The organism is Marinirhabdus gelatinilytica (assembly GCF_003353425.1).
Taxonomy (GTDB): domain Bacteria; phylum Bacteroidota; class Bacteroidia; order Flavobacteriales; family Flavobacteriaceae; genus Marinirhabdus; species Marinirhabdus gelatinilytica.
In genome coordinates this window covers 291,841-308,784 of the sequence record NZ_QRAO01000001.1, presented here as the reverse complement: position 1 = coordinate 308,784, position 16,944 = coordinate 291,841, and the positions used below count along the sequence as shown (strand labels likewise).

Annotated in this window: 20 protein-coding genes; 15 read left to right on the top strand and 5 right to left on the bottom strand. The window is 42.8% G+C overall.

The window, feature by feature from the left end; genetic code table 11:
- The 4 genes from fabF (at nt 1) to pyk (ending at nt 4,041) form a co-directional block, all read left to right on the top strand.
- Nucleotides 1–1,254 carry a beta-ketoacyl-ACP synthase II gene (gene fabF / locus C8D94_RS01350; protein ID WP_115122113.1) on the top strand — a complete coding sequence of 418 codons (1,254 nt, stop codon included), beginning with the start codon at nt 1–3 and terminating at the stop codon, nt 1,252–1,254.
- A gap of 9 nt (nt 1,255–1,263) precedes the next feature.
- Complete coding sequence (gene rnc / locus C8D94_RS01345; RefSeq protein WP_115122112.1) at nt 1,264–2,007, top strand: ribonuclease III; 744 nt, start codon at nt 1,264–1,266, stop codon at nt 2,005–2,007.
- A 112-nt stretch (nt 2,008–2,119) separates the two neighbouring features.
- A complete protein-coding gene (locus tag C8D94_RS01340; protein WP_115122111.1) occupies nt 2,120–2,611 on the top strand; it encodes an IPExxxVDY family protein in 492 nt (163 codons plus the stop codon).
- Nucleotides 2,611–4,041, top strand: coding sequence for a pyruvate kinase (gene pyk, locus C8D94_RS01335; RefSeq protein WP_115122110.1), 1,431 nt, complete (start codon nt 2,611–2,613; stop codon nt 4,039–4,041). Before C8D94_RS01340 ends, pyk begins: the two co-directional genes overlap by 1 nt.
- A gap of 75 nt (nt 4,042–4,116) precedes the next feature.
- Here the strand turns inward: pyk and C8D94_RS01330 are convergent, their stop codons facing one another.
- On the bottom strand, nt 4,117–4,887 hold the full coding sequence (locus C8D94_RS01330; protein ID WP_115122109.1) for an SH3 domain-containing protein: 771 nt from the start codon (nt 4,885–4,887) through the stop codon (nt 4,117–4,119).
- A 57-nt stretch (nt 4,888–4,944) separates the two neighbouring features.
- Nucleotides 4,945–6,051, bottom strand: coding sequence for a DNA polymerase IV (gene dinB, locus C8D94_RS01325; protein ID WP_115122108.1), 1,107 nt, complete (start codon nt 6,049–6,051; stop codon nt 4,945–4,947).
- Nucleotides 6,052–6,111: 60 nt separating this feature from the next.
- On the opposite strand from dinB, the gene C8D94_RS01320 reads away from it, so the two are divergent.
- From C8D94_RS01320 to C8D94_RS01270, 11 genes are all read left to right on the top strand, one after another.
- Nucleotides 6,112–6,762 carry an NAD(P)H-binding protein gene (locus C8D94_RS01320; RefSeq protein ID WP_115122981.1) on the top strand — a complete coding sequence of 217 codons (651 nt, stop codon included), beginning with the start codon at nt 6,112–6,114 and terminating at the stop codon, nt 6,760–6,762.
- Complete coding sequence (locus C8D94_RS01315; RefSeq protein ID WP_115122107.1) at nt 6,755–7,225, top strand: CYTH domain-containing protein; 471 nt, start codon at nt 6,755–6,757, stop codon at nt 7,223–7,225. The genes C8D94_RS01320 and C8D94_RS01315 overlap by 8 nt, the downstream gene beginning before the upstream one ends.
- A gap of 104 nt (nt 7,226–7,329) precedes the next feature.
- Nucleotides 7,330–7,746 carry a YciI family protein gene (locus C8D94_RS01310; RefSeq protein WP_394340205.1) on the top strand — a complete coding sequence of 139 codons (417 nt, stop codon included), beginning with the start codon at nt 7,330–7,332 and terminating at the stop codon, nt 7,744–7,746.
- A gap of 180 nt (nt 7,747–7,926) precedes the next feature.
- Entirely contained in the window at nt 7,927–8,583 is a 657-nt protein-coding gene (locus tag C8D94_RS01305) for a metal-dependent transcriptional regulator (RefSeq protein ID WP_115122105.1), read from the top strand.
- A gap of 1 nt (nt 8,584) precedes the next feature.
- The gene (locus C8D94_RS01300; protein WP_115122104.1) at nt 8,585–9,367 is read left to right on the top strand and encodes a transporter; all 783 of its coding nucleotides are present in this window, start codon (nt 8,585–8,587) and stop codon (nt 9,365–9,367) included.
- Nucleotides 9,368–9,388: 21 nt separating this feature from the next.
- The gene (locus tag C8D94_RS01295; protein WP_115122103.1) at nt 9,389–10,318 is read left to right on the top strand and encodes a metal ABC transporter solute-binding protein, Zn/Mn family; all 930 of its coding nucleotides are present in this window, start codon (nt 9,389–9,391) and stop codon (nt 10,316–10,318) included.
- A 97-nt stretch (nt 10,319–10,415) separates the two neighbouring features.
- The gene (locus C8D94_RS01290) at nt 10,416–11,156 is read left to right on the top strand and encodes a metal ABC transporter ATP-binding protein (protein WP_115122102.1); all 741 of its coding nucleotides are present in this window, start codon (nt 10,416–10,418) and stop codon (nt 11,154–11,156) included.
- A 58-nt stretch (nt 11,157–11,214) separates the two neighbouring features.
- Nucleotides 11,215–11,517 carry a four helix bundle protein gene (locus C8D94_RS01285; protein WP_115122101.1) on the top strand — a complete coding sequence of 101 codons (303 nt, stop codon included), beginning with the start codon at nt 11,215–11,217 and terminating at the stop codon, nt 11,515–11,517.
- An 86-nt stretch (nt 11,518–11,603) separates the two neighbouring features.
- Nucleotides 11,604–12,728, top strand: coding sequence for a metal ABC transporter permease (locus C8D94_RS01280; protein WP_115122100.1), 1,125 nt, complete (start codon nt 11,604–11,606; stop codon nt 12,726–12,728).
- The gene (locus tag C8D94_RS01275; protein ID WP_115122099.1) at nt 12,721–13,881 is read left to right on the top strand and encodes a metal ABC transporter permease; all 1,161 of its coding nucleotides are present in this window, start codon (nt 12,721–12,723) and stop codon (nt 13,879–13,881) included. The genes C8D94_RS01280 and C8D94_RS01275 overlap by 8 nt, the downstream gene beginning before the upstream one ends.
- A 41-nt stretch (nt 13,882–13,922) precedes the next feature.
- Entirely contained in the window at nt 13,923–14,372 is a 450-nt protein-coding gene (locus C8D94_RS01270) for a hypothetical protein (RefSeq protein WP_115122098.1), read from the top strand.
- A gap of 31 nt (nt 14,373–14,403) precedes the next feature.
- Here C8D94_RS01270 and C8D94_RS15220 read toward each other — a convergent pair whose 3' ends face one another.
- Genes C8D94_RS15220 through C8D94_RS01260 form a run of 3 tightly spaced genes read right to left on the bottom strand, consistent with a single transcriptional unit; the run spans nt 14,404 to nt 16,899 of the window.
- Entirely contained in the window at nt 14,404–14,562 is a 159-nt protein-coding gene (locus tag C8D94_RS15220) for a hypothetical protein (protein WP_170134699.1), read from the bottom strand.
- Nucleotides 14,563–14,571: 9 nt separating this feature from the next.
- A complete protein-coding gene (feoB, locus tag C8D94_RS01265) occupies nt 14,572–16,671 on the bottom strand; it encodes a ferrous iron transport protein B (protein WP_115122097.1) in 2,100 nt (699 codons plus the stop codon).
- 3 nt (nt 16,672–16,674) lie between these two features.
- Nucleotides 16,675–16,899, bottom strand: a complete 225-nt coding sequence (locus C8D94_RS01260; protein WP_115122096.1) for a FeoA family protein — start codon at nt 16,897–16,899, stop codon at nt 16,675–16,677.
- Nucleotides 16,900–16,944 lie beyond the last annotated feature (45 nt).

Below are 16,944 nucleotides of genomic sequence, written 5' to 3'. Positions count from 1 at the left end.
ATGGAGTTAAAGCGAGTTGTAGTTACCGGTCTAGGAGCCCTTACACCCATTGGCAACACTATTTCAGAATACTGGGATGGTCTTAAGAATGGAAAAAGCGGATGCGCCCCTATAACCTATTTTGATACCGAAAAGTTCAAGACAAAATTCGCTTGCGAACTCAAAAATTACGAACCACAAGACCATTTTGACAGGAAAGAAGCACGCAAACTGGACCGTTTTGCCCAGTATGCCCTTGTTTCGAGCGACCAAGCCATTACCGATGCCGGCATTAACTTGGACGAAGTAGATAAATTTCGTGTTGGGGTAATCTGGGGAGCAGGAATAGGCGGGTTGGAGACCTTCCAGAATGAAGTCATCAACTATGCAGAAGGGGATGGAACGCCACGTTTCAACCCCTTCTTTATTCCTAAGATGATAGCCGATATTGCCCCGGGTAATATCTCTATAAAGCACGGTTTTATGGGACCCAACTATACAACGGTCTCTGCCTGTGCTTCTTCTGCAAACGCTATGATAGATGCCCTAAACTATATACGTTTAGGACATTGCGATGTGATAGTTACAGGAGGAAGCGAGGCCGCCGTGACCATTGCGGGTATGGGAGGTTTTAATGCCATGCACGCACTATCTACCCGAAACGATTCTCCTGAGACTGCCTCAAGACCGTTCGATGCTACCCGAGACGGGTTTGTGTTGGGCGAAGGTGCCGGAGCATTGATCTTGGAAGAATACGAACACGCCAAGGCACGTGGCGCAAAAATTTATGCCGAAGTAGTAGGTGGCGGGATGTCCAGCGACGCTCACCACATGACTGCTCCACATCCCGATGGGATAGGCGTAGAACGTGTTATGCTCAATTGCCTGCGTGATGCGGGAATGAGCCCCAACCAAGTGGACCACATTAATACACACGGCACTTCCACCCCTCTGGGTGATGTAGCCGAACTGAAAGCGATCACCAAGGTTTTTGGTGAACATGCAAAAAATATCAATATTAATTCTACCAAGTCCATGACAGGACATTTATTGGGAGCTGCTGGAGCCATTGAGGCCATCGCTTCTATATTGGCAATGGAAAACGGCTATGTTCCTCCCACCATTAACCATACCACGGTAGATGAAAATATAGACTCCTCTTTAAATCTTACCCTGAACAAAACCGAGAAACGTGATATCAAGGTTGCTATGAGCAATACCTTTGGTTTTGGCGGGCACAATGCCTGCATCCTCTTTAAGAAATTGGATGCTTAACCCTTTTCTATGGCGTTAGTACCAAAAATATTCAATTCCCGTTCTGGACAAGAAGGGGAATTTTTTAATACCATAAAAAGGATTTTGGGATTTAAGCCCAAGAATATCACCATTTACGAAGAAGCGTTTACCCATCGCTCGCTAAATGAAAAAAACAAACAAGGCATCCCACAAAACTATGAGCGTCTAGAGTTTTTGGGCGATGCCATGCTGGGTTCGGTAATTGCTGCACATTTATTCAACGAAGTACCTAGTGGAGACGAGGGGTATCTCACCAAGATGCGCTCTAAAGTGGTAAGTAGGGAACATTTAAACGAATTGGGGCGCGATCTACAGCTCATTAAGCTCCTAAAGACAAATATTCCTACCAAGCAGTTTGGTGGTAACATACACGGAAACATCTTTGAAGCATTGGTGGGTGCCATCTACCTGGATCGTGGGTTTAAGTACTGCGAAAAGTTTATACGTAAACGGGTCATAAAACCTTATGTAGATATTGAGCGGCTCGAAGGAAAAATCATTAGCTATAAAAGTCTTTTTATCGAATGGTGCCAAAAGAACAAGAAATCCTTCAAATATGTGGTGTACGACGATACAGGGAAAGACGATCTAAAGCACTTTGCCGTAAAACTCCAGTTAGAAAATACAGTTGTTGCAAAGGCAAGGGCAACCTCAAAGAAAAAGGCCGAGGAGCGCGCTTCAAAAAGAGCCTATTACAAACTACAAGTAGCTATAGAAAAAGATTTAAACTAATCTTCACATTCATTCCATAAAGGTTCACTATTTTAGTGTTTTTGCATTTCAGAATAAGTTGGACAACGAGTTTTGGAATTCGATATCTTTAAACGTGTAAGCTAATTGCGTTATGGCCCACCATAAACTTATTTTGGACGACGAGCTGGACGACGAGTTCTCCCTTATCGCCATACATTGTAGCGAGGAAGCTTATAAAATGGCCTATTTGCTCAATAAAAATGTACAACTGCACTTGCACCGCAGGAGAAGGGATTTGGACTTTTCAAAAGAAGGGCTGGCGATAACCTTTCCGTTGTTCGATTTTGAGGACCAAAAGCAGTACACCACCTATCACCTTGTGGCCAATAAGTGCAAGACAGTTGCAGCGCATACAGTTGCCACAGGGGGGTTGTTTGGAGAACAGGCTCAAGAAGAGATCATGACCAAATACCTACTTGCTGAGTTTAAAAAAGTAGACTATTTTCTGAAAATCACTTCAGAATACGAGACAACCCCCTTAAAAAAGTTGTTGATGCAATTAAATGAAATAGACCAGGTAATTTCAGCTTTTATAGTTGATGTTTCCGAAGTAAAATCGAGAGAAAATTTAATATTTGACTAATGCCGAAACAAAAGAGGACAAAAATAGTGGCCACCCTAGGCCCAGCAACTTCAAAAAAAGAAACCTTAAAAGCTATGATCGCCGAAGGTGTTGATGTGTTCAGGATCAATTTTTCGCACGCCAACTATGAGGATGTAAAAGAGCGTATTAAGATGATTCGTACTTTGGGAGAAGAAATGAATACCACCACAGCAATACTGGCAGACTTACAGGGACCAAAATTGCGCGTAGGGATGATGAGTGAAGAAGCTGTAGTCCAGCCAGGGGATATTATAAAATTTTGCACAGGAAAGGAATTTGAGGGCACCTCCAAAAAGGTGTATATGAATTATGACAACTTTCCTAAAGATGTTAACGTTGGTGAACGTATCCTTTTGGATGATGGAAAATTAATTTTTAAAGTTCTGGAAACCAATAAGAAAGATGAAGTAACTGCCGAGGTTGTTCAAGGGGGCCCTTTACGCTCTAAAAAAGGGGTAAACCTGCCCAACACCAATATTTCTTTGCCTGCACTTACCAAAAAAGATAAAGAAGACGCAATTTTTGCCATAAGCCAAGAGGTAGACTGGATAGCACTCTCTTTTGTGCGCCACGCCGATGACCTTAAGGAGCTGCAAGCCCTCATCGAAGCCCATAGTGAATACAAAATACCCATCATCGCAAAAATTGAAAAACCAGAAGCTGTAGAGAACATAGATAAAATTGTTGCCTATTGCGATGGTTTAATGGTAGCCCGTGGCGACCTGGGTGTAGAGGTGCCGGCACAGGAAGTACCTCTCATTCAAAAAGAATTGGTGCTTACGGCCAAAAGAGCTAGAATCCCAGTTATCATTGCCACACAAATGATGGAAACCATGATCACCTCCCTAACCCCTACAAGAGCCGAGGTGAATGATGTGGCCAATAGCGTCATGGACGGTGCAGACGCCGTGATGCTCTCTGGTGAAACTTCGGTAGGGAGTTACCCGGTAGATGTAATAAAGACCATGACAAAGATTTGCAAGAGTGTAGAAAACTCAAGCTTAATTACGGTTCCGCATGAGCCACCACACATTCGTACCAACCGCTACATCACCAAATCGGTTTGTTATCACGCAGCTACCATGGCAAATGAAATTTCGGCAAAGGCAATCTGCACACTCACCAACAGTGGCTACACCGCTTTCCAGATTTCAGCTTGGAGGCCCGATGCACATATCTTGGTGTATACCAGTAACCGAAGAATCTTATCGAGACTCAATTTGCTCTGGGGCGTAAAATCGTTCTATTACGATAAATTTGTAAGTACAGACGAAACCGTGGACGACGTAAACAACATAGCCCACCAGCGCGGTTTTGTAGAAAAAGGAGACTACTTGATCAATTTAGCCGCAATGCCCATTGTTGATAAAGGGATGGTGAATACCTTACGGGTGAGCCAGGTGAAGTAAATATTCGAGACCTTTCAGGAATTTAAAAACTGAAAGGTCTCTTTCAAAAATAAACTCTTCGTATTTGGCCCTTTTTTAATCCGCCACAGTCCTGTATTCAATCTTCATCAACTCACCTTCTTGGGTGATGGTGACTCCGCTTCCGTATCCTTCGGCAGCTTGGGAGTAGGTTATCTTTTGGAGTTGATGGTCTTTTCTTTCAATCTGTAGTAGGCTTTCCCATAACTGTTCTGGTTTGTTTGGGTTGTGTAGGGTTTCTTCATTTTTTCCTCTTGGATTCGGAAAGTTGAAGGCCATAGGGATGTCGTACAATTTTTGCGCTATGTAAAAGGCTTCATGCCACTGGTCTGTTGGTAACAGTACCGTTTCGGTATTGGAAGGATTACTTGCTGTGCCGCCAGTTGTTTCAGCATACGAGGCATTTGGGAATGTAGCTTTTAGATCTTCAACGTACATCTTGGCATTGGTGTTTCTTTCGGGCGGAAAAAACCTAGAGAGGAAACCGTTAAAAGCAAAGCCCGTTTTATTATTGTACTCTACTTGGTGCATCCCGCCTGCAATACCGCCAACGGTCATGGTATTATCCTTTTCAGGGGTGAGCACTTTCAGTTTTGTTCCGTAGGGCATGACGGCGAGCTTGTCGCTGTTCAGATTGTCAAATTCCCGAAGGGTAAGTCCGCTGGGTGCGGTCACATAGAGGTAAGCTGTTTCGGATACGGGGGTAGTGTCTGCAACGGCCAGATCTTGGGTCGTGGTTTCGGTTTCAGTTTCGGTGTTCTCATTCTTGCAAGCCGTAAATACGGTTGCAATGGTAAGGGCGATTACGGTGATTGCTACTTTTTTCATAATTGAAAGGGTTTTAAGATTAATATTTAGATTCAAAAAAGTAGTTTCTCACATATATCAGAATTCTAGTTTTAGTTGGACATCAATGGTTTTTTCAGGAATCTCTTCCTTTTTCTTTCCTTTTTCGTTGTTCAGATTACTCATGCTTATACCTAATAAACGCACCGAATCCTTCATTTCGTCTTGCAATAACAAATCTTTAACGTTGTCCAGGATCAATTCTTTAGATGCGATGTATAGCGGAAGCGTCTTGCTTCGGGTTTGTAATGTAAAATCCCGGTACTTTATCTTTAGGGTAATGGTACGGCCGGCGACCTTGCTTTTTTTTAGGCGTTTGGCTACTTCTTCGGCAATGTTCTCCAGCTTTTCGAGCATAAAAATTTCAGAGGATATGTTCTCGCTAAAGGTTCTCTCGGCAGCCAACGATTTACGGGTTCGCTCCGGCTTTACTGTGCTGTTATGAATGCCCCGAACAATATTGTAATAATAAGAACCACTCTTTCCGAAGTTTTCTTGCAGGTACTCAAAGCTTTTTTTCTTGAGATCGGCTCCCGTGTAAATACCGTGGCGGTACATTTTTTCCTTCATTACTTTTCCCACCCCATAAAATTTCTTGATGTCCAGTTGTTCCAAAAAGTCCAAGACCTCCTCTGGTGGTACGGTTTTTTGTCCGTTGGGTTTGTTAATATCGCTCGCCACCTTTGCAATAAACTTGTTGATGCTAATTCCTGCCGAAGCGTTCAATCCCGTTCGTTCCTTTATTTTTTGGCGGATTTCAGTAGCAATTAAAGTGGCACTGGGGTTCCCTTTTTTGTTTTCGGTCACGTCCAGATAGGCTTCATCCAGAGAGAGGGGCTCCACGAGGTCTGTATATTCAAAAAAGATCTTTCTGATTTTTGCTGAAATTTCTCTGTACCGTTCAAAATTGGTGCGGACAAAAATGAGCTCTGGACACAATTTTTTGGCCAAGGCCCCGCTCATAGCAGACCGCACACCAAACTTCCTTGCCTCGTAACTAGCGGCACTCACAACCCCGCGCGTGCCACCACCACCCACGGCAATGGCTTTTCCCACCAAGGAAGGATCGTCCAATTGTTCTACGGATGCATAAAAGGCGTCCATATCTACGTGGATGATTTTTCGGATGGGAAGCTCGGTTTCCATAGCGTAAATTTAATACCTTTATCAAACACAAACCCCAACTTGGGATTTAAAACCAAAACAATGCCCAAAACAGCTATCATTTTAGGAGCCACGGGATTAGTAGGCGGAGCATTACTTAGTTTTTTATTGGATGATAACCGCTATGCGACCATAAAATTGTTCAGTCGAAGTAGCAGTGATATTTCCCACCCAAAAATTGAAGAGCATTTGGGAGACCTGTTTCAATTTGACCAATTTTCCGAAGCGTTTACGGGCGATGTGGTATTGTGTTGTATAGGCACAACGAAGGCTAAAACGCCCGATAAGGAAACCTATAAAAAAATAGATTACGGTATTCCCGTAAACGCAGCAAAACTGGCAAAAAGGAACGGGATTGATACTTTTGAAGTAATTTCGGCCATGGGAGCAGACCCGAACAGCAGTACATTTTACAACAAAACTAAAGGCGAGATGGAGCGGGATGTGTTATCTGTTGGCGTTTCAAACACCTATATTTTTCAGCCTTCCTTAATTGGTGGTGATAGGGATGAGAAACGATTAGGAGAGCGGGTAGCACAGTTTTTTATGGGAACGTTCAGCTTTTTGATTCCGAAGAAATATAAAATTATCTACCCCAACACTATTGCACAAGCAATGGTAAGAGTTGCAGAAGATGGATATGAAAAGCAGCGGATACCTTCAGATAAAATAAAGGAAATAGTACATGCTTGAAATAGAACGAAAATTCCTAGTAAAAAACAATAGTTATAAAACCGAAGCTGTTTCAAAAAAACGCATCGTACAAGGTTTTTTAAACACCCACCCCGAACGTACGGTACGGGTTAGGATCAAGGGGGAACAAGCATTTTTAACTGTAAAGGGAAAGTCCAATGCAGCCGGAACTATTCGCTTGGAGTGGGAGAGTGAGATCACCGTGCAAGATGCTGAAGCATTGCTAGCCCTATGCGAAGACGGGCAGATAGACAAAGTGCGATACGAAATTCCCGTAAAAGACCATATTTTTGAAGTAGATGAATTCTTTGGCAACAACAAAGGCCTTACCCTGGCAGAAGTAGAATTGAAAGAAGAAAACGAGCCCTTTGAAAAACCTGATTGGTTGGGAGATGAGGTGACTGGCGAGGTTCAATATTACAATTCACAATTAACCAAAAAACCATTCACATTATGGAAATAAGAAGTTTTTCCCCCATTGAGGGGGGACTAAGGGGGGTGTTAGCCCTAGTGATCATTTCATTATTAATTTTCTCCTGCAAACCCGAGATCCATCGCGAATATATTATGGAACCCTGCCCAGAGGATGAAGAACAATCGGTTGCGGCGCTAAAAGCCCAACTAACCCAGGACGGTTACCAGATTTTTGACTATGTGGACCCTGATTCGGGAGATACCGTAGTGATGCAACAATACTATATGGCTTTTTTAAAAGCAGGTCCCAACCGGAGCCAAAATAAAGCCCAAGCAGATAGCCTTCAAAAACTTCATTTAGAGCATCTGGGGAAAATGTATGCCGAAGGATATGCCGACATCTCCGGACCATTTGGCGACGATGGCGAAATACGGGGCGTGACTATTTATAATGTCCCTACCTTAAAAATGGCCGATAGCCTAGCCAATAGCGACCCTATGGTACAAGCAGGTAGATTGGTCATAGAAATACACCCCTGGTGGGCCGCCAAAGGTTTCCCGTTGCGTTAAACACACATAAAAACTTTTAGAAAAGTCTCCCCTTCCTGTCTCCCACGAGCGAGGAACGAGTGATAGGAAGACACAAGACTTAGAAGGGTGTTTCTGTCAAAACACATAGAACAGACCAAATTTTAGCCATCCCTAAAAATAAAAACTATACAGTTCAAAAAATAGTTTTACCTTTGGCGTATGTATTCATTAGCCGAAGAAAACTATCTTAAAGCCATTTACCACCTTGAAAGTAAAAACAAAGGTGCGGTAAGTACCAATGCCATTGCCGAAGCAATGGACACCAAACCTTCCTCAGTGACCGATATGGTGCAGAAACTGGCTGAAAAGAAGGTGCTCTCATACATTAAATACAAAGGCACCTCACTTACCGAAAAAGGAAAAAAAACCGCTGCCAATGTTATTAGAAAACACCGTTTGTGGGAGGTTTTTCTGGTAGAAAAACTCAATTTTCATTGGGACGAAGTGCATGACATTGCAGAACAATTGGAACATATCCACAGTGAAGAGCTTATCTCGCGATTGGATAAGTTTCTCGGTTTCCCAGATTTTGATCCCCACGGCGATCCCATCCCAGACAAACATGGGAACATAAAACCCACCGAGAAAAAGTTACTTTCAGAATTGCACAAAAACCAAAAGGGCGTTTGTGTGGGCGTAAAAGAAAGCAACAGCGAATTTTTACAATATTTGGATAAAAAGCATATTACTATCGGGACTAAAATTTCGGTACTGGGAAAAGAATTTTTTGATGGCTCCATGGTCATTCAAGTGGGGCGCGACCAGTTTTTTATCTCTCAAAAAATAGCCGAAAACCTATATATACAAACCAACTAACATGAAAAAACTCATCACTATCTCATTATTTTGCCTTAGCGCAATAGCGTTTTCCCAGGAACAAAACGTGCCCGAACCCATGGTTACGGACCGTCCAGACGCTACCGAGGCCCCACTTACTGTCCCAAAAGGATTTCTGCAAGTGGAAACGGGCGGATTTTACACTTCGTTTGAAGAAAACGGATTTAAGACCGAAACCTATGGCTACAACACTACCTTGCTGCGCTACGGTATTCTGGACAATTTCGAGCTCCGTTTGGGATGGAATTTTGAGGAGACCCGCTTCAGTTTTAATGGCCAAGAAAGCCCTGATGTGCTCAGCGGCTTCTCACCACTGCTCGCAGGAATGAAAGTTGAAATTGCCGATGAAGATGGTTGGAAACCACAAATAGGATTGATTGGGCATTTGTTCCTTCCCTTTACGGCTGGCAGCGATTATAGACCTGAAACTACGGGTGCCGATTTTCGCTTTTCCCTATCGAATACCTTAAGTGAAAAATCGAGCCTTTCCTACAACATTGGGGCACAGTGGGGCAATGACTCACCGGAGATAGCCTACATCTATACGGTAGCGTACGGCTATGCAGTAACCGACACATTTGGATTGTATGCCGAGATATATGGCGACTTCCCCGAGGATAGCCGTGCCAACCATTTATGGGATGCAGGCCTCACCTATTTGCTTAAACCCAACCCTCAGTTAGATGCTACGGTGGGCAGTAGTTTTACTGAAGGACAGGATATTTTGTTGAGCGCAGGGGTGAGCTTCAGGGTGCCTAATTAATCATTCAGAAAAAAATTAAAGATGAAAATAGTACGAAAAACAACGTTATCCATTATACTCTTAAGTGCTCTTCTATCGTGTAAAAACGAAGGAAAAGATACTGCCGAAAACGAAAAATTGAACATTGTAACCACCACTACAATGATTACCGATCTTGTAAAGAACATAGGCGGCGACTTGGTGGAAGTGAACGGTTTGATGGGGGCTGGTGTAGATCCACATCTCTACAAAGCCAGCGAGGGCGATGTGAACAAACTCTACACGGCCGATATTATTTTTTACAACGGCCTTCACCTAGAAGGAAAGCTCGTGGAAGTGTTCGAAAAAATGGAGCGCACAGGGAAGACACAAGTAGCACTGGCCGAAAGTTTGGACAAATCTGGCCTGATTGGTTCAGATTATTTTGCGAGCAACTACGATCCGCACGTGTGGTTCAACATTGAATATTTTAAACAGTTTGCTGGAGAGGTTACTGAAACCTTAGTGGAAAAAGACCCAAAGAATGCTTCAAAATATGCTGAAAATGAAGCAGAATATATACAGAGATTAACACAACTGGAAACTGAGGTAAAAGCCAAGATTGAAACCCTTCCGAAGGAAAAAAGAATTTTGGTTACTGCCCACGATGCTTTTAACTACTTCGGGAAAGCATACAATTTTGAAGTTGTGGGATTACAGGGACTCTCCACCGCAACCGAAGCGGGCGTGCAAGATGTGCAACGTATTTCGCAATTCATCATAGACAACAACGTAAAAGCAATTTTTGTAGAAAGTTCTGTCCCAAGGCGTACTATTGAAGCCCTACAACAATCTGTAAAGAGCAAAGGGCAAGATGTAAAAATAGGAGGTTCCCTATACAGCGATGCGTTAGGAAGTGCACGCACCGAAGAAGGAACCTATATCGGGATGTTCAAGCATAACGTAAACACCATAATAAACGAACTGAAATAAACAATGTCAGGTTGAGCACTATTTGAAAAATTACGTGAGTAATTTTGAAGATACCCAACGCAGTTGTCGAAACCTTAATGTGACTAAAAATACATCAATGCAAAACCCAACATATGCCATACAAGTAGACGACCTTACGGTAGCCTATAACTATAAGCCCGTATTGTGGGATATAGATTTGCACGTACCCGAAGGAGTGCTCATGGCCATTGTAGGGCCTAACGGAGCTGGGAAATCTACTTTGATTAAAGCAATTTTGGGCATTTTAGACCCCATTGCGGGCAGTGTCTCCATCTACGGCAAACCCTATGAAAAACAACGAAAACAGGTCGCTTACGTGCCCCAAAAAGGGAGTGTGGACTGGGACTTCCCCACCACGGCGCTAGATGTAGTTATGATGGGTACTTACGGCCAGTTGGGCTGGATAAAACGCCCTAGCACCAAAGAGAAAAAAGCATCACTGGAAGCTTTGGAAAAAGTTGGCATGCTGGCGTTCAAAAGCAGGCAGATCAGTCAGTTGAGCGGGGGCCAGCAACAGCGGGTCTTTTTGGCAAGAGCCTTGGTACAAAATGCTTCCATCTACTTTATGGACGAGCCTTTCCAGGGTGTAGACGCCACTACCGAAATAGCCATTATCAATATTTTAAAAGAGCTTCGGAAAGCTGGCAAAACAGTAGTCGTGGTACATCACGACCTACAGACAGTTCCAGAATATTTTGACTGGGTCACATTCCTCAACGTTAAAAAAATAGCCACAGGCCCCGTAAAAGAAATTTTTAATGATGATAATTTGACGAAAACGTATGGGATTAATTATAAGGTAGCAGTAAATAAATGAGTCGTTGGTCTTTAGTCATCGGTCTTTAGACATAATGATAGCTTTTAAAACCTAGAATATGAAAGAAGTGAAATTTAATTTTGAAGAGTTACATGTATATCAAAAAGCTCTAGATTATATAGACTCTATATATGAAACTACCAATCATTTTCCCAAAGATGAGAGATTTAGACTTACTTCTCAATATATTAGAGCTGCAATTTCAATAGGACTTAACATTGCTGAAGGAGTAGGAGATACGGATGCACAGTTCAATAGATATATACAGATTGCTCAAGATTCCATTAAAGAGTGTGTGGTTTGCTCTACTATTTCCCGAAGACAAAATTTTATAACAACCCAACAAGATAATCAAGCTTGATTGGCGCTTTCTCAAATGGCAAAAATGACCACAAATCTTCAAAAATATTTAAAAAAATAACACCAAAGACCAACGACTAAAGACCAATGACGATTACCGATTACTTCAACCTCCTTTGGACAGATTACACCCTACGTACTATCACACTGGGCACGGCAGTCTTGGGTGCCATTTGCGGCATGTTGGGGAGTTTTGCGGTACTCAGGAAACAGAGTTTGTTGGGCGACGCCATTAGCCACGCAGCACTTCCCGGAATAGCAGTAGCGTTTTTAATCACAGGAGCCAAGGACAGCAATACACTGTTGTTGGGGGCTTTGGTAAGTGGATTGCTGGGCACATTCTGGATTCGAGGCATTATCACCAAAACCCATTTAAAGACCGATACGGCACTAGGGCTCATACTTTCTTTGTTCTTCGGGTTTGGGATGTTGTTGCTCACATTTATCCAAAAACAGCCCAACGCCAATCAAGCAGGATTGGACAAGTATCTCTTTGGACAAGCCGCAACGTTGGTTGAGAGCGATGTTATTTTAATGGTGGTGGTCACAGGAATTTCATTATTGATTTTATTACTTTTTTGGAAAGAGTTCAAAATCTTGCTGTTCGATGCAGATTATACCAAAACCCTTGGTTTCAACACCAAATTTATTGATACGCTCATTACATTTTTTATAGTCCTCGCCATAGTACTGGGACTACAAACTGTAGGTGTTGTGCTTATGAGCGCTATGCTATTGGCACCCGCCGCCGCCGCCCGACAATGGACCAACAGGTTGAGCACCATGATTTTTATAGCAGCCATTTTTGGGGCATTTTCAGGGGTTTTTGGAACGGCCATCAGTGCCTCCCAAAATAATCTTTCTACGGGGCCGGTCATTGTATTGGTAGCTTCGGTATTTGTGCTGGTGTCGTTTGTGTTTTCACCTGGGCGGGGATTATTGTTCAAGCAAATTCGGTTTTTACAGAATAGGCGTGACCTGAAACTTCAGAAAACCCTTCAGTTTATGTACGATATCGTAAGTACCCATGACAATATTTCACATCCGCATGCCATCAGAATTTTAAATAATTTTCAAGGGTTTACCAAAAAGACCCTTCAGCAACTGGAAGAAAAAAAATGGATCACCCTCTCTGGGCAACAATGGTCTATGACACAGAAAGGATTCAATAAAGCTGAAAATTTGTACAACCAATCCGACACGAATGACTAGCCCACAAATAGAAATACAACTTATTGCTGCAGTGGTCGCCATGGCATGTGCCATTCCCGGGGTGTTTTTGGTACTCCGGAAAATGGCGTTGATTAGTGACGCCATAAGCCATTCTATCTTGCCAGGAATTGTACTGGGCTTTTTCATAACGCACGACCTTAATTCCCCTTTGCTGATTTTGCTCGCAGCATGTACGGGTGTGATTACGGTAGTACTGGTGGAGGCCATTCAAAAAACTGGTTTGGTGAAAGAAGATACTGCCATTGGGTTGGTATTTCCGGCGTTGTTCAGCATTGGGGTTATTCTCATTGCCAAGAACGCTAACGATGTCCATTTGGATGTAGATGCAGTGCTGCTGGGCGAACTGGCCTTTGCGCCATTCGATAGGCTTTTAATGGGCGGCGTGGACGTTGGGCCCAAATCGCTCTGGATCATGGGAAGTATTTTTATAGTAATTATAGCGCTGTTGTTACTTTTTTATAAGGAATTAAAGGTAAGTACTTTCGATATTGGTCTGTCCTCGGCCCTGGGTATTTCGCCTATGCTCATGCATTATGGGCTTATGTCCGTTAGCTCTGTAACGGTGGTGGGTGCGTTTGATGCCGTGGGAGCTATTTTGGTGGTAGCAATGATGATCGCACCCGCCGCAACCGCTTATCTGCTCACAGCAGATTTAAAGAAGATGCTGCTGCTTTCTATATTTTTTGGAGTGTTTTCGGCCATTGCCGGCTATTGGATGGCAAATTTGTTGGATGCATCCATCTCAGGGAGTATCACCACCATGTTGGGTATGGTGTTCTTGATGGTGTACTTGTTTGCGCCCAGGAAGGGACTCATCGCCGTGTTATATCGCCAAAAACAACAACGCACCGAAGTTTCCCTCATCACGTTTCTATTGCACTTGAACAACCACACCGAAGAAAACGAACGGCACATAAACCACTTGCAGGAACATATAAATTGGCAAAAGGTGCGATCCAAAACGGTGGTAACCCTAGCGCTGAAAAACAACATGATTGAGATTGACAATAAAGTGGTTTCCCTTACTGAAAAAGGCAAGGAATTTACAGATCTTGCCCTAGAATACATCATTACCAACAAAGACGAAAAAATTGAACCTATGAAGGATGATTTCTTTTTGTTCAGGGGGTAGCATTACTTTTTATACCTTTAAAATCTAAAATATTTCAGTGTATGTACAAATCCATCTTACTTGTTTTCTTCATAGCCGCATCCTGTGGCACCCCAAAAAACGGAACCCAAACTGTTGAAGCAGAACAAATTGAAAACATAACGACCATACAGGAAGGTACCATTACATTGGCTTTGGGCGAACAAGAAATGGTAGGCGATATTATGGTTCACTTTAAGGAAGTATTAGAGGATTCTCGCTGTCCCACGGGAACCAACTGTTTTTGGCAGGGACGTGCTAAGATTTTGCTGGAGACCAGTGAAGACGGGATGACGGTAGATAGGAGCGAACTAATTTTTGGGGAACTGAAGGAAGGCGAAACCAAAAACCACACCTTTTACAAAAGAGGAAACACTACCATTACGGCAACTGCCATTAATCCATATCCAACCAAGGAAACGGGAACTGTAAATTTACCGTATGAACTGGTGTTTAAGGTACAAACCAAATAGAATAGTAAAAAGTACTTTGTTGAAAAGCCAATTAGTGACACCCACAATCTTTCTTCCCACACTTCACTTTATTTCCGTCCAGTGAGTTTGGTGGTGTTGTGCGGCTTTCAAAAACAGGAGTCCATACAAATTTTTTGAGCAAGTAGCCCAAAGCAATGGCAAAAGTGATTAATACAAGAATAGTTTGCATACTACAAAGTTACTTTAAAAATTGATACGCTGCCAGTGCCACGACATACGCAATGGCACTCATTAAGAATAATTGCCACATGGGCCATTTCCAGCTATTGGTTTCTTTTTTCACAACAGCAAGTGTACTCATACATTGCATGGCAAAAGCATAGAACAATAACAATGAAATCCCACTGGCAAAATTGAACCGTGGTGTGCCCAAGACAGGATTTACCTCCGCGGCCATTCGGTTTTTAATGGTTTCTTCCTCTTCGCTACCTACGCTGTAAATAGTGGCCAGGGTACCCACAAACACTTCACGCGCCGCAAAAGAACTTACAATAGCAATACCAATTTTCCAATCGTAGCCCAAGGGTTGTACAGCAGGCTCAATAGCTTTTCCCATGATACCAATATAGCTGTGTTCCAATTTAAAAGCAGCTATTTTTGTTTCCAGTTCTTCTTCGGTAAGCGGGTTCGAAACGTTCTGTTGTGTAACAAGTTGGGAAGCCTCGTTAAAATCTCCCGGACCGTAACTTGCCAATACCCAAAGGATGATAGAGATAGCCAAAATTATCTTTCCGGCACCCAATACGAACGATTTGGTTTTCTCAACTACAGTAATGGCGACGTTTTTGAACATAGGCACCTTGTAGTTTGGCATTTCTACCACAAAAAAAGTTCTGCTCCTAATCTTTAAAAACTTGTTGAGCAACCACGCTGAAAAAATAGCAGCTCCAAATCCTAATAGATATAAAAACATTAATGTGAGCCCTTGCAAACTGAAAATTCCCAGCACACGCTCTTCTGGGATCACCAAAGCGATAATAATGAGGTAAACAGGTAATCTTGCCGAACACGTGGTGAAAGGGGTAACCAAAATGGTGATAAGGCGTTCTTTCCAGCTTTCGATATTACGGGTAGCCATAATGGCCGGGATGGCACACGCAGTTCCTGAGACCAATGGGACAACACTTTTCCCGCTCAACCCAAAACGGCGCATAATGCGATCCATTAAAAACACTACCCGGCTCATATAACCGCTTTCTTCGAGTATGGCAATAAAGAGAAAAAGAAAGGCAATCTGCGGAATGAAAATCACGATACCGCCCAATCCCGAGATAATTCCTTCGGCCAAAAGATTGGTAAAGTCACCTGGAGGGAGTGTGTTTTTTACCCATTCGCTCAAATTAGCAAAAGTTTCGTCTATGAAATCCATGGGGTAACTGCTCCAATCGAATATCACTTGAAAAATGAGCAATAAGATGCTGAAAAAGATAACATATCCCCAAAATTTATGTGTAAGGATACGGTCCAGCCTACTCCGGAAGTCCTTTGCATTGGCAGTATCTACGGTAAGCGTTTCCTTTAGCACTCCGTTGATAAATTGATAGCGCGCAATGGTTTCTTTTTGCTGAAGTCGTTTTAAGTTGCTTTCACTTTCGGTCTTAAATGTTGCAATACCTTTTACTTCTCCTCGTTCCAGTTTTCCAAAATTTACATCCTGGGTAATAACCAGCCAGAGCTTATACAAATCTTGGTTTGGGAACGCTTTCTTTAATCTGCCAAAATATTCTGGTGCAATCACCGAAGCGTTTACACACGGTTTTGTAGATAGTTGGGAGTGATTTACGACCCATTTTTTTAAGTCGTCAAACCCTGTGTTTTTTCTGGAACTTACCAGAACTACCTTTGTTTCCAGCTTTTCCTCCAATGCTTCTACATCTACCGTAATGGCCTTGCGCTTCATCCTGTCCGCCATGTTTATGGCAAGGATGGTGGGAATCCCAAGGTCCTTAATTTGTGTAAAAAGGAGTAGGTTTCGTTTTAGGTTTTCTACATCGGCCACTACTATGGCAACATCTGGGAAATCCTTATCGTTCTTGTTGAGCAGCAATTCAATCACTACGCTTTCGTCCAGAGAAGATGCGTTGAGACTGTAGGTGCCGGGGAGGTCTATTATATGTGCCTTTAGGCCACGGTCCAGTTTGCAGATTCCTTGTTTTTTTTCGACCGTAATACCCGGATAGTTTCCTACTTGCTGGTTTAGTCCCGTCAACCTATTAAAAACCGAGGTCTTCCCCGTATTTGGGTTGCCAATAAGTGCTACATTAATTTGTCTGGCCATAGATTACAGGAGTTCAATTTCAATAAGCGCGGCGGTTTCTTTGCGAATTGCCAGGTGGCTACCGTTAATATTTAAATACAAGGGGTCGCGAAACGGTGCCTGTTGTACCACCGAAACTTCGTTGCCCGGCAAACAGCCCATCTCCAATAGTTTCAGCGGGACATTTTCCACCTCAAAAGTTTTAATGATAGCACGCTGTCCTCTTTTTAAATGGGCAATAGTGAGCATAAAGTTTATTTAGACTGATTTTAAACAAGGCAAAAGTAAGGGATT

Excerpts from the sequence above, each read along its gene's own strand:
- C8D94_RS01330 (WP_115122109.1), bottom strand. The coding sequence starts at position 4,887 with ATGAAAAAAGTAGCAATCACCGTAATCGCCCTTACCATTGCAACCGTA.
- C8D94_RS01290 (WP_115122102.1), top strand. The coding sequence starts at position 10,416 with ATGCAAAACCCAACATATGCCATACAAGTAGACGACCTTACGGTAGCC.
- C8D94_RS01295 (WP_115122103.1), top strand. The coding sequence starts at position 9,389 with ATGAAAATAGTACGAAAAACAACGTTATCCATTATACTCTTAAGTGCT.
- feoB (WP_115122097.1), bottom strand. The coding sequence starts at position 16,671 with ATGGCCAGACAAATTAATGTAGCACTTATTGGCAACCCAAATACGGGG.
- C8D94_RS01280 (WP_115122100.1), top strand. The coding sequence starts at position 11,604 with ATGACGATTACCGATTACTTCAACCTCCTTTGGACAGATTACACCCTA.
- C8D94_RS01310 (WP_394340205.1), top strand. The coding sequence starts at position 7,330 with ATGGAACCCTGCCCAGAGGATGAAGAACAATCGGTTGCGGCGCTAAAA.
- fabF (WP_115122113.1), top strand. The coding sequence starts at position 1 with ATGGAGTTAAAGCGAGTTGTAGTTACCGGTCTAGGAGCCCTTACACCC.
- C8D94_RS15220 (WP_170134699.1), bottom strand. The coding sequence starts at position 14,562 with ATGCAAACTATTCTTGTATTAATCACTTTTGCCATTGCTTTGGGCTAC.
- C8D94_RS01285 (WP_115122101.1), top strand. The coding sequence starts at position 11,215 with ATGAAAGAAGTGAAATTTAATTTTGAAGAGTTACATGTATATCAAAAA.
- pyk (WP_115122110.1), top strand. The coding sequence starts at position 2,611 with ATGCCGAAACAAAAGAGGACAAAAATAGTGGCCACCCTAGGCCCAGCA.
- C8D94_RS01305 (WP_115122105.1), top strand. The coding sequence starts at position 7,927 with ATGTATTCATTAGCCGAAGAAAACTATCTTAAAGCCATTTACCACCTT.
- dinB (WP_115122108.1), bottom strand. The coding sequence starts at position 6,051 with ATGGAAACCGAGCTTCCCATCCGAAAAATCATCCACGTAGATATGGAC.
- C8D94_RS01260 (WP_115122096.1), bottom strand. The coding sequence starts at position 16,899 with ATGCTCACTATTGCCCATTTAAAAAGAGGACAGCGTGCTATCATTAAA.
- C8D94_RS01300 (WP_115122104.1), top strand. The coding sequence starts at position 8,585 with ATGAAAAAACTCATCACTATCTCATTATTTTGCCTTAGCGCAATAGCG.
- C8D94_RS01275 (WP_115122099.1), top strand. The coding sequence starts at position 12,721 with ATGACTAGCCCACAAATAGAAATACAACTTATTGCTGCAGTGGTCGCC.
- C8D94_RS01320 (WP_115122981.1), top strand. The coding sequence starts at position 6,112 with ATGCCCAAAACAGCTATCATTTTAGGAGCCACGGGATTAGTAGGCGGA.
- C8D94_RS01315 (WP_115122107.1), top strand. The coding sequence starts at position 6,755 with ATGCTTGAAATAGAACGAAAATTCCTAGTAAAAAACAATAGTTATAAA.
- C8D94_RS01270 (WP_115122098.1), top strand. The coding sequence starts at position 13,923 with ATGTACAAATCCATCTTACTTGTTTTCTTCATAGCCGCATCCTGTGGC.
- C8D94_RS01340 (WP_115122111.1), top strand. The coding sequence starts at position 2,120 with ATGGCCCACCATAAACTTATTTTGGACGACGAGCTGGACGACGAGTTC.
- rnc (WP_115122112.1), top strand. The coding sequence starts at position 1,264 with ATGGCGTTAGTACCAAAAATATTCAATTCCCGTTCTGGACAAGAAGGG.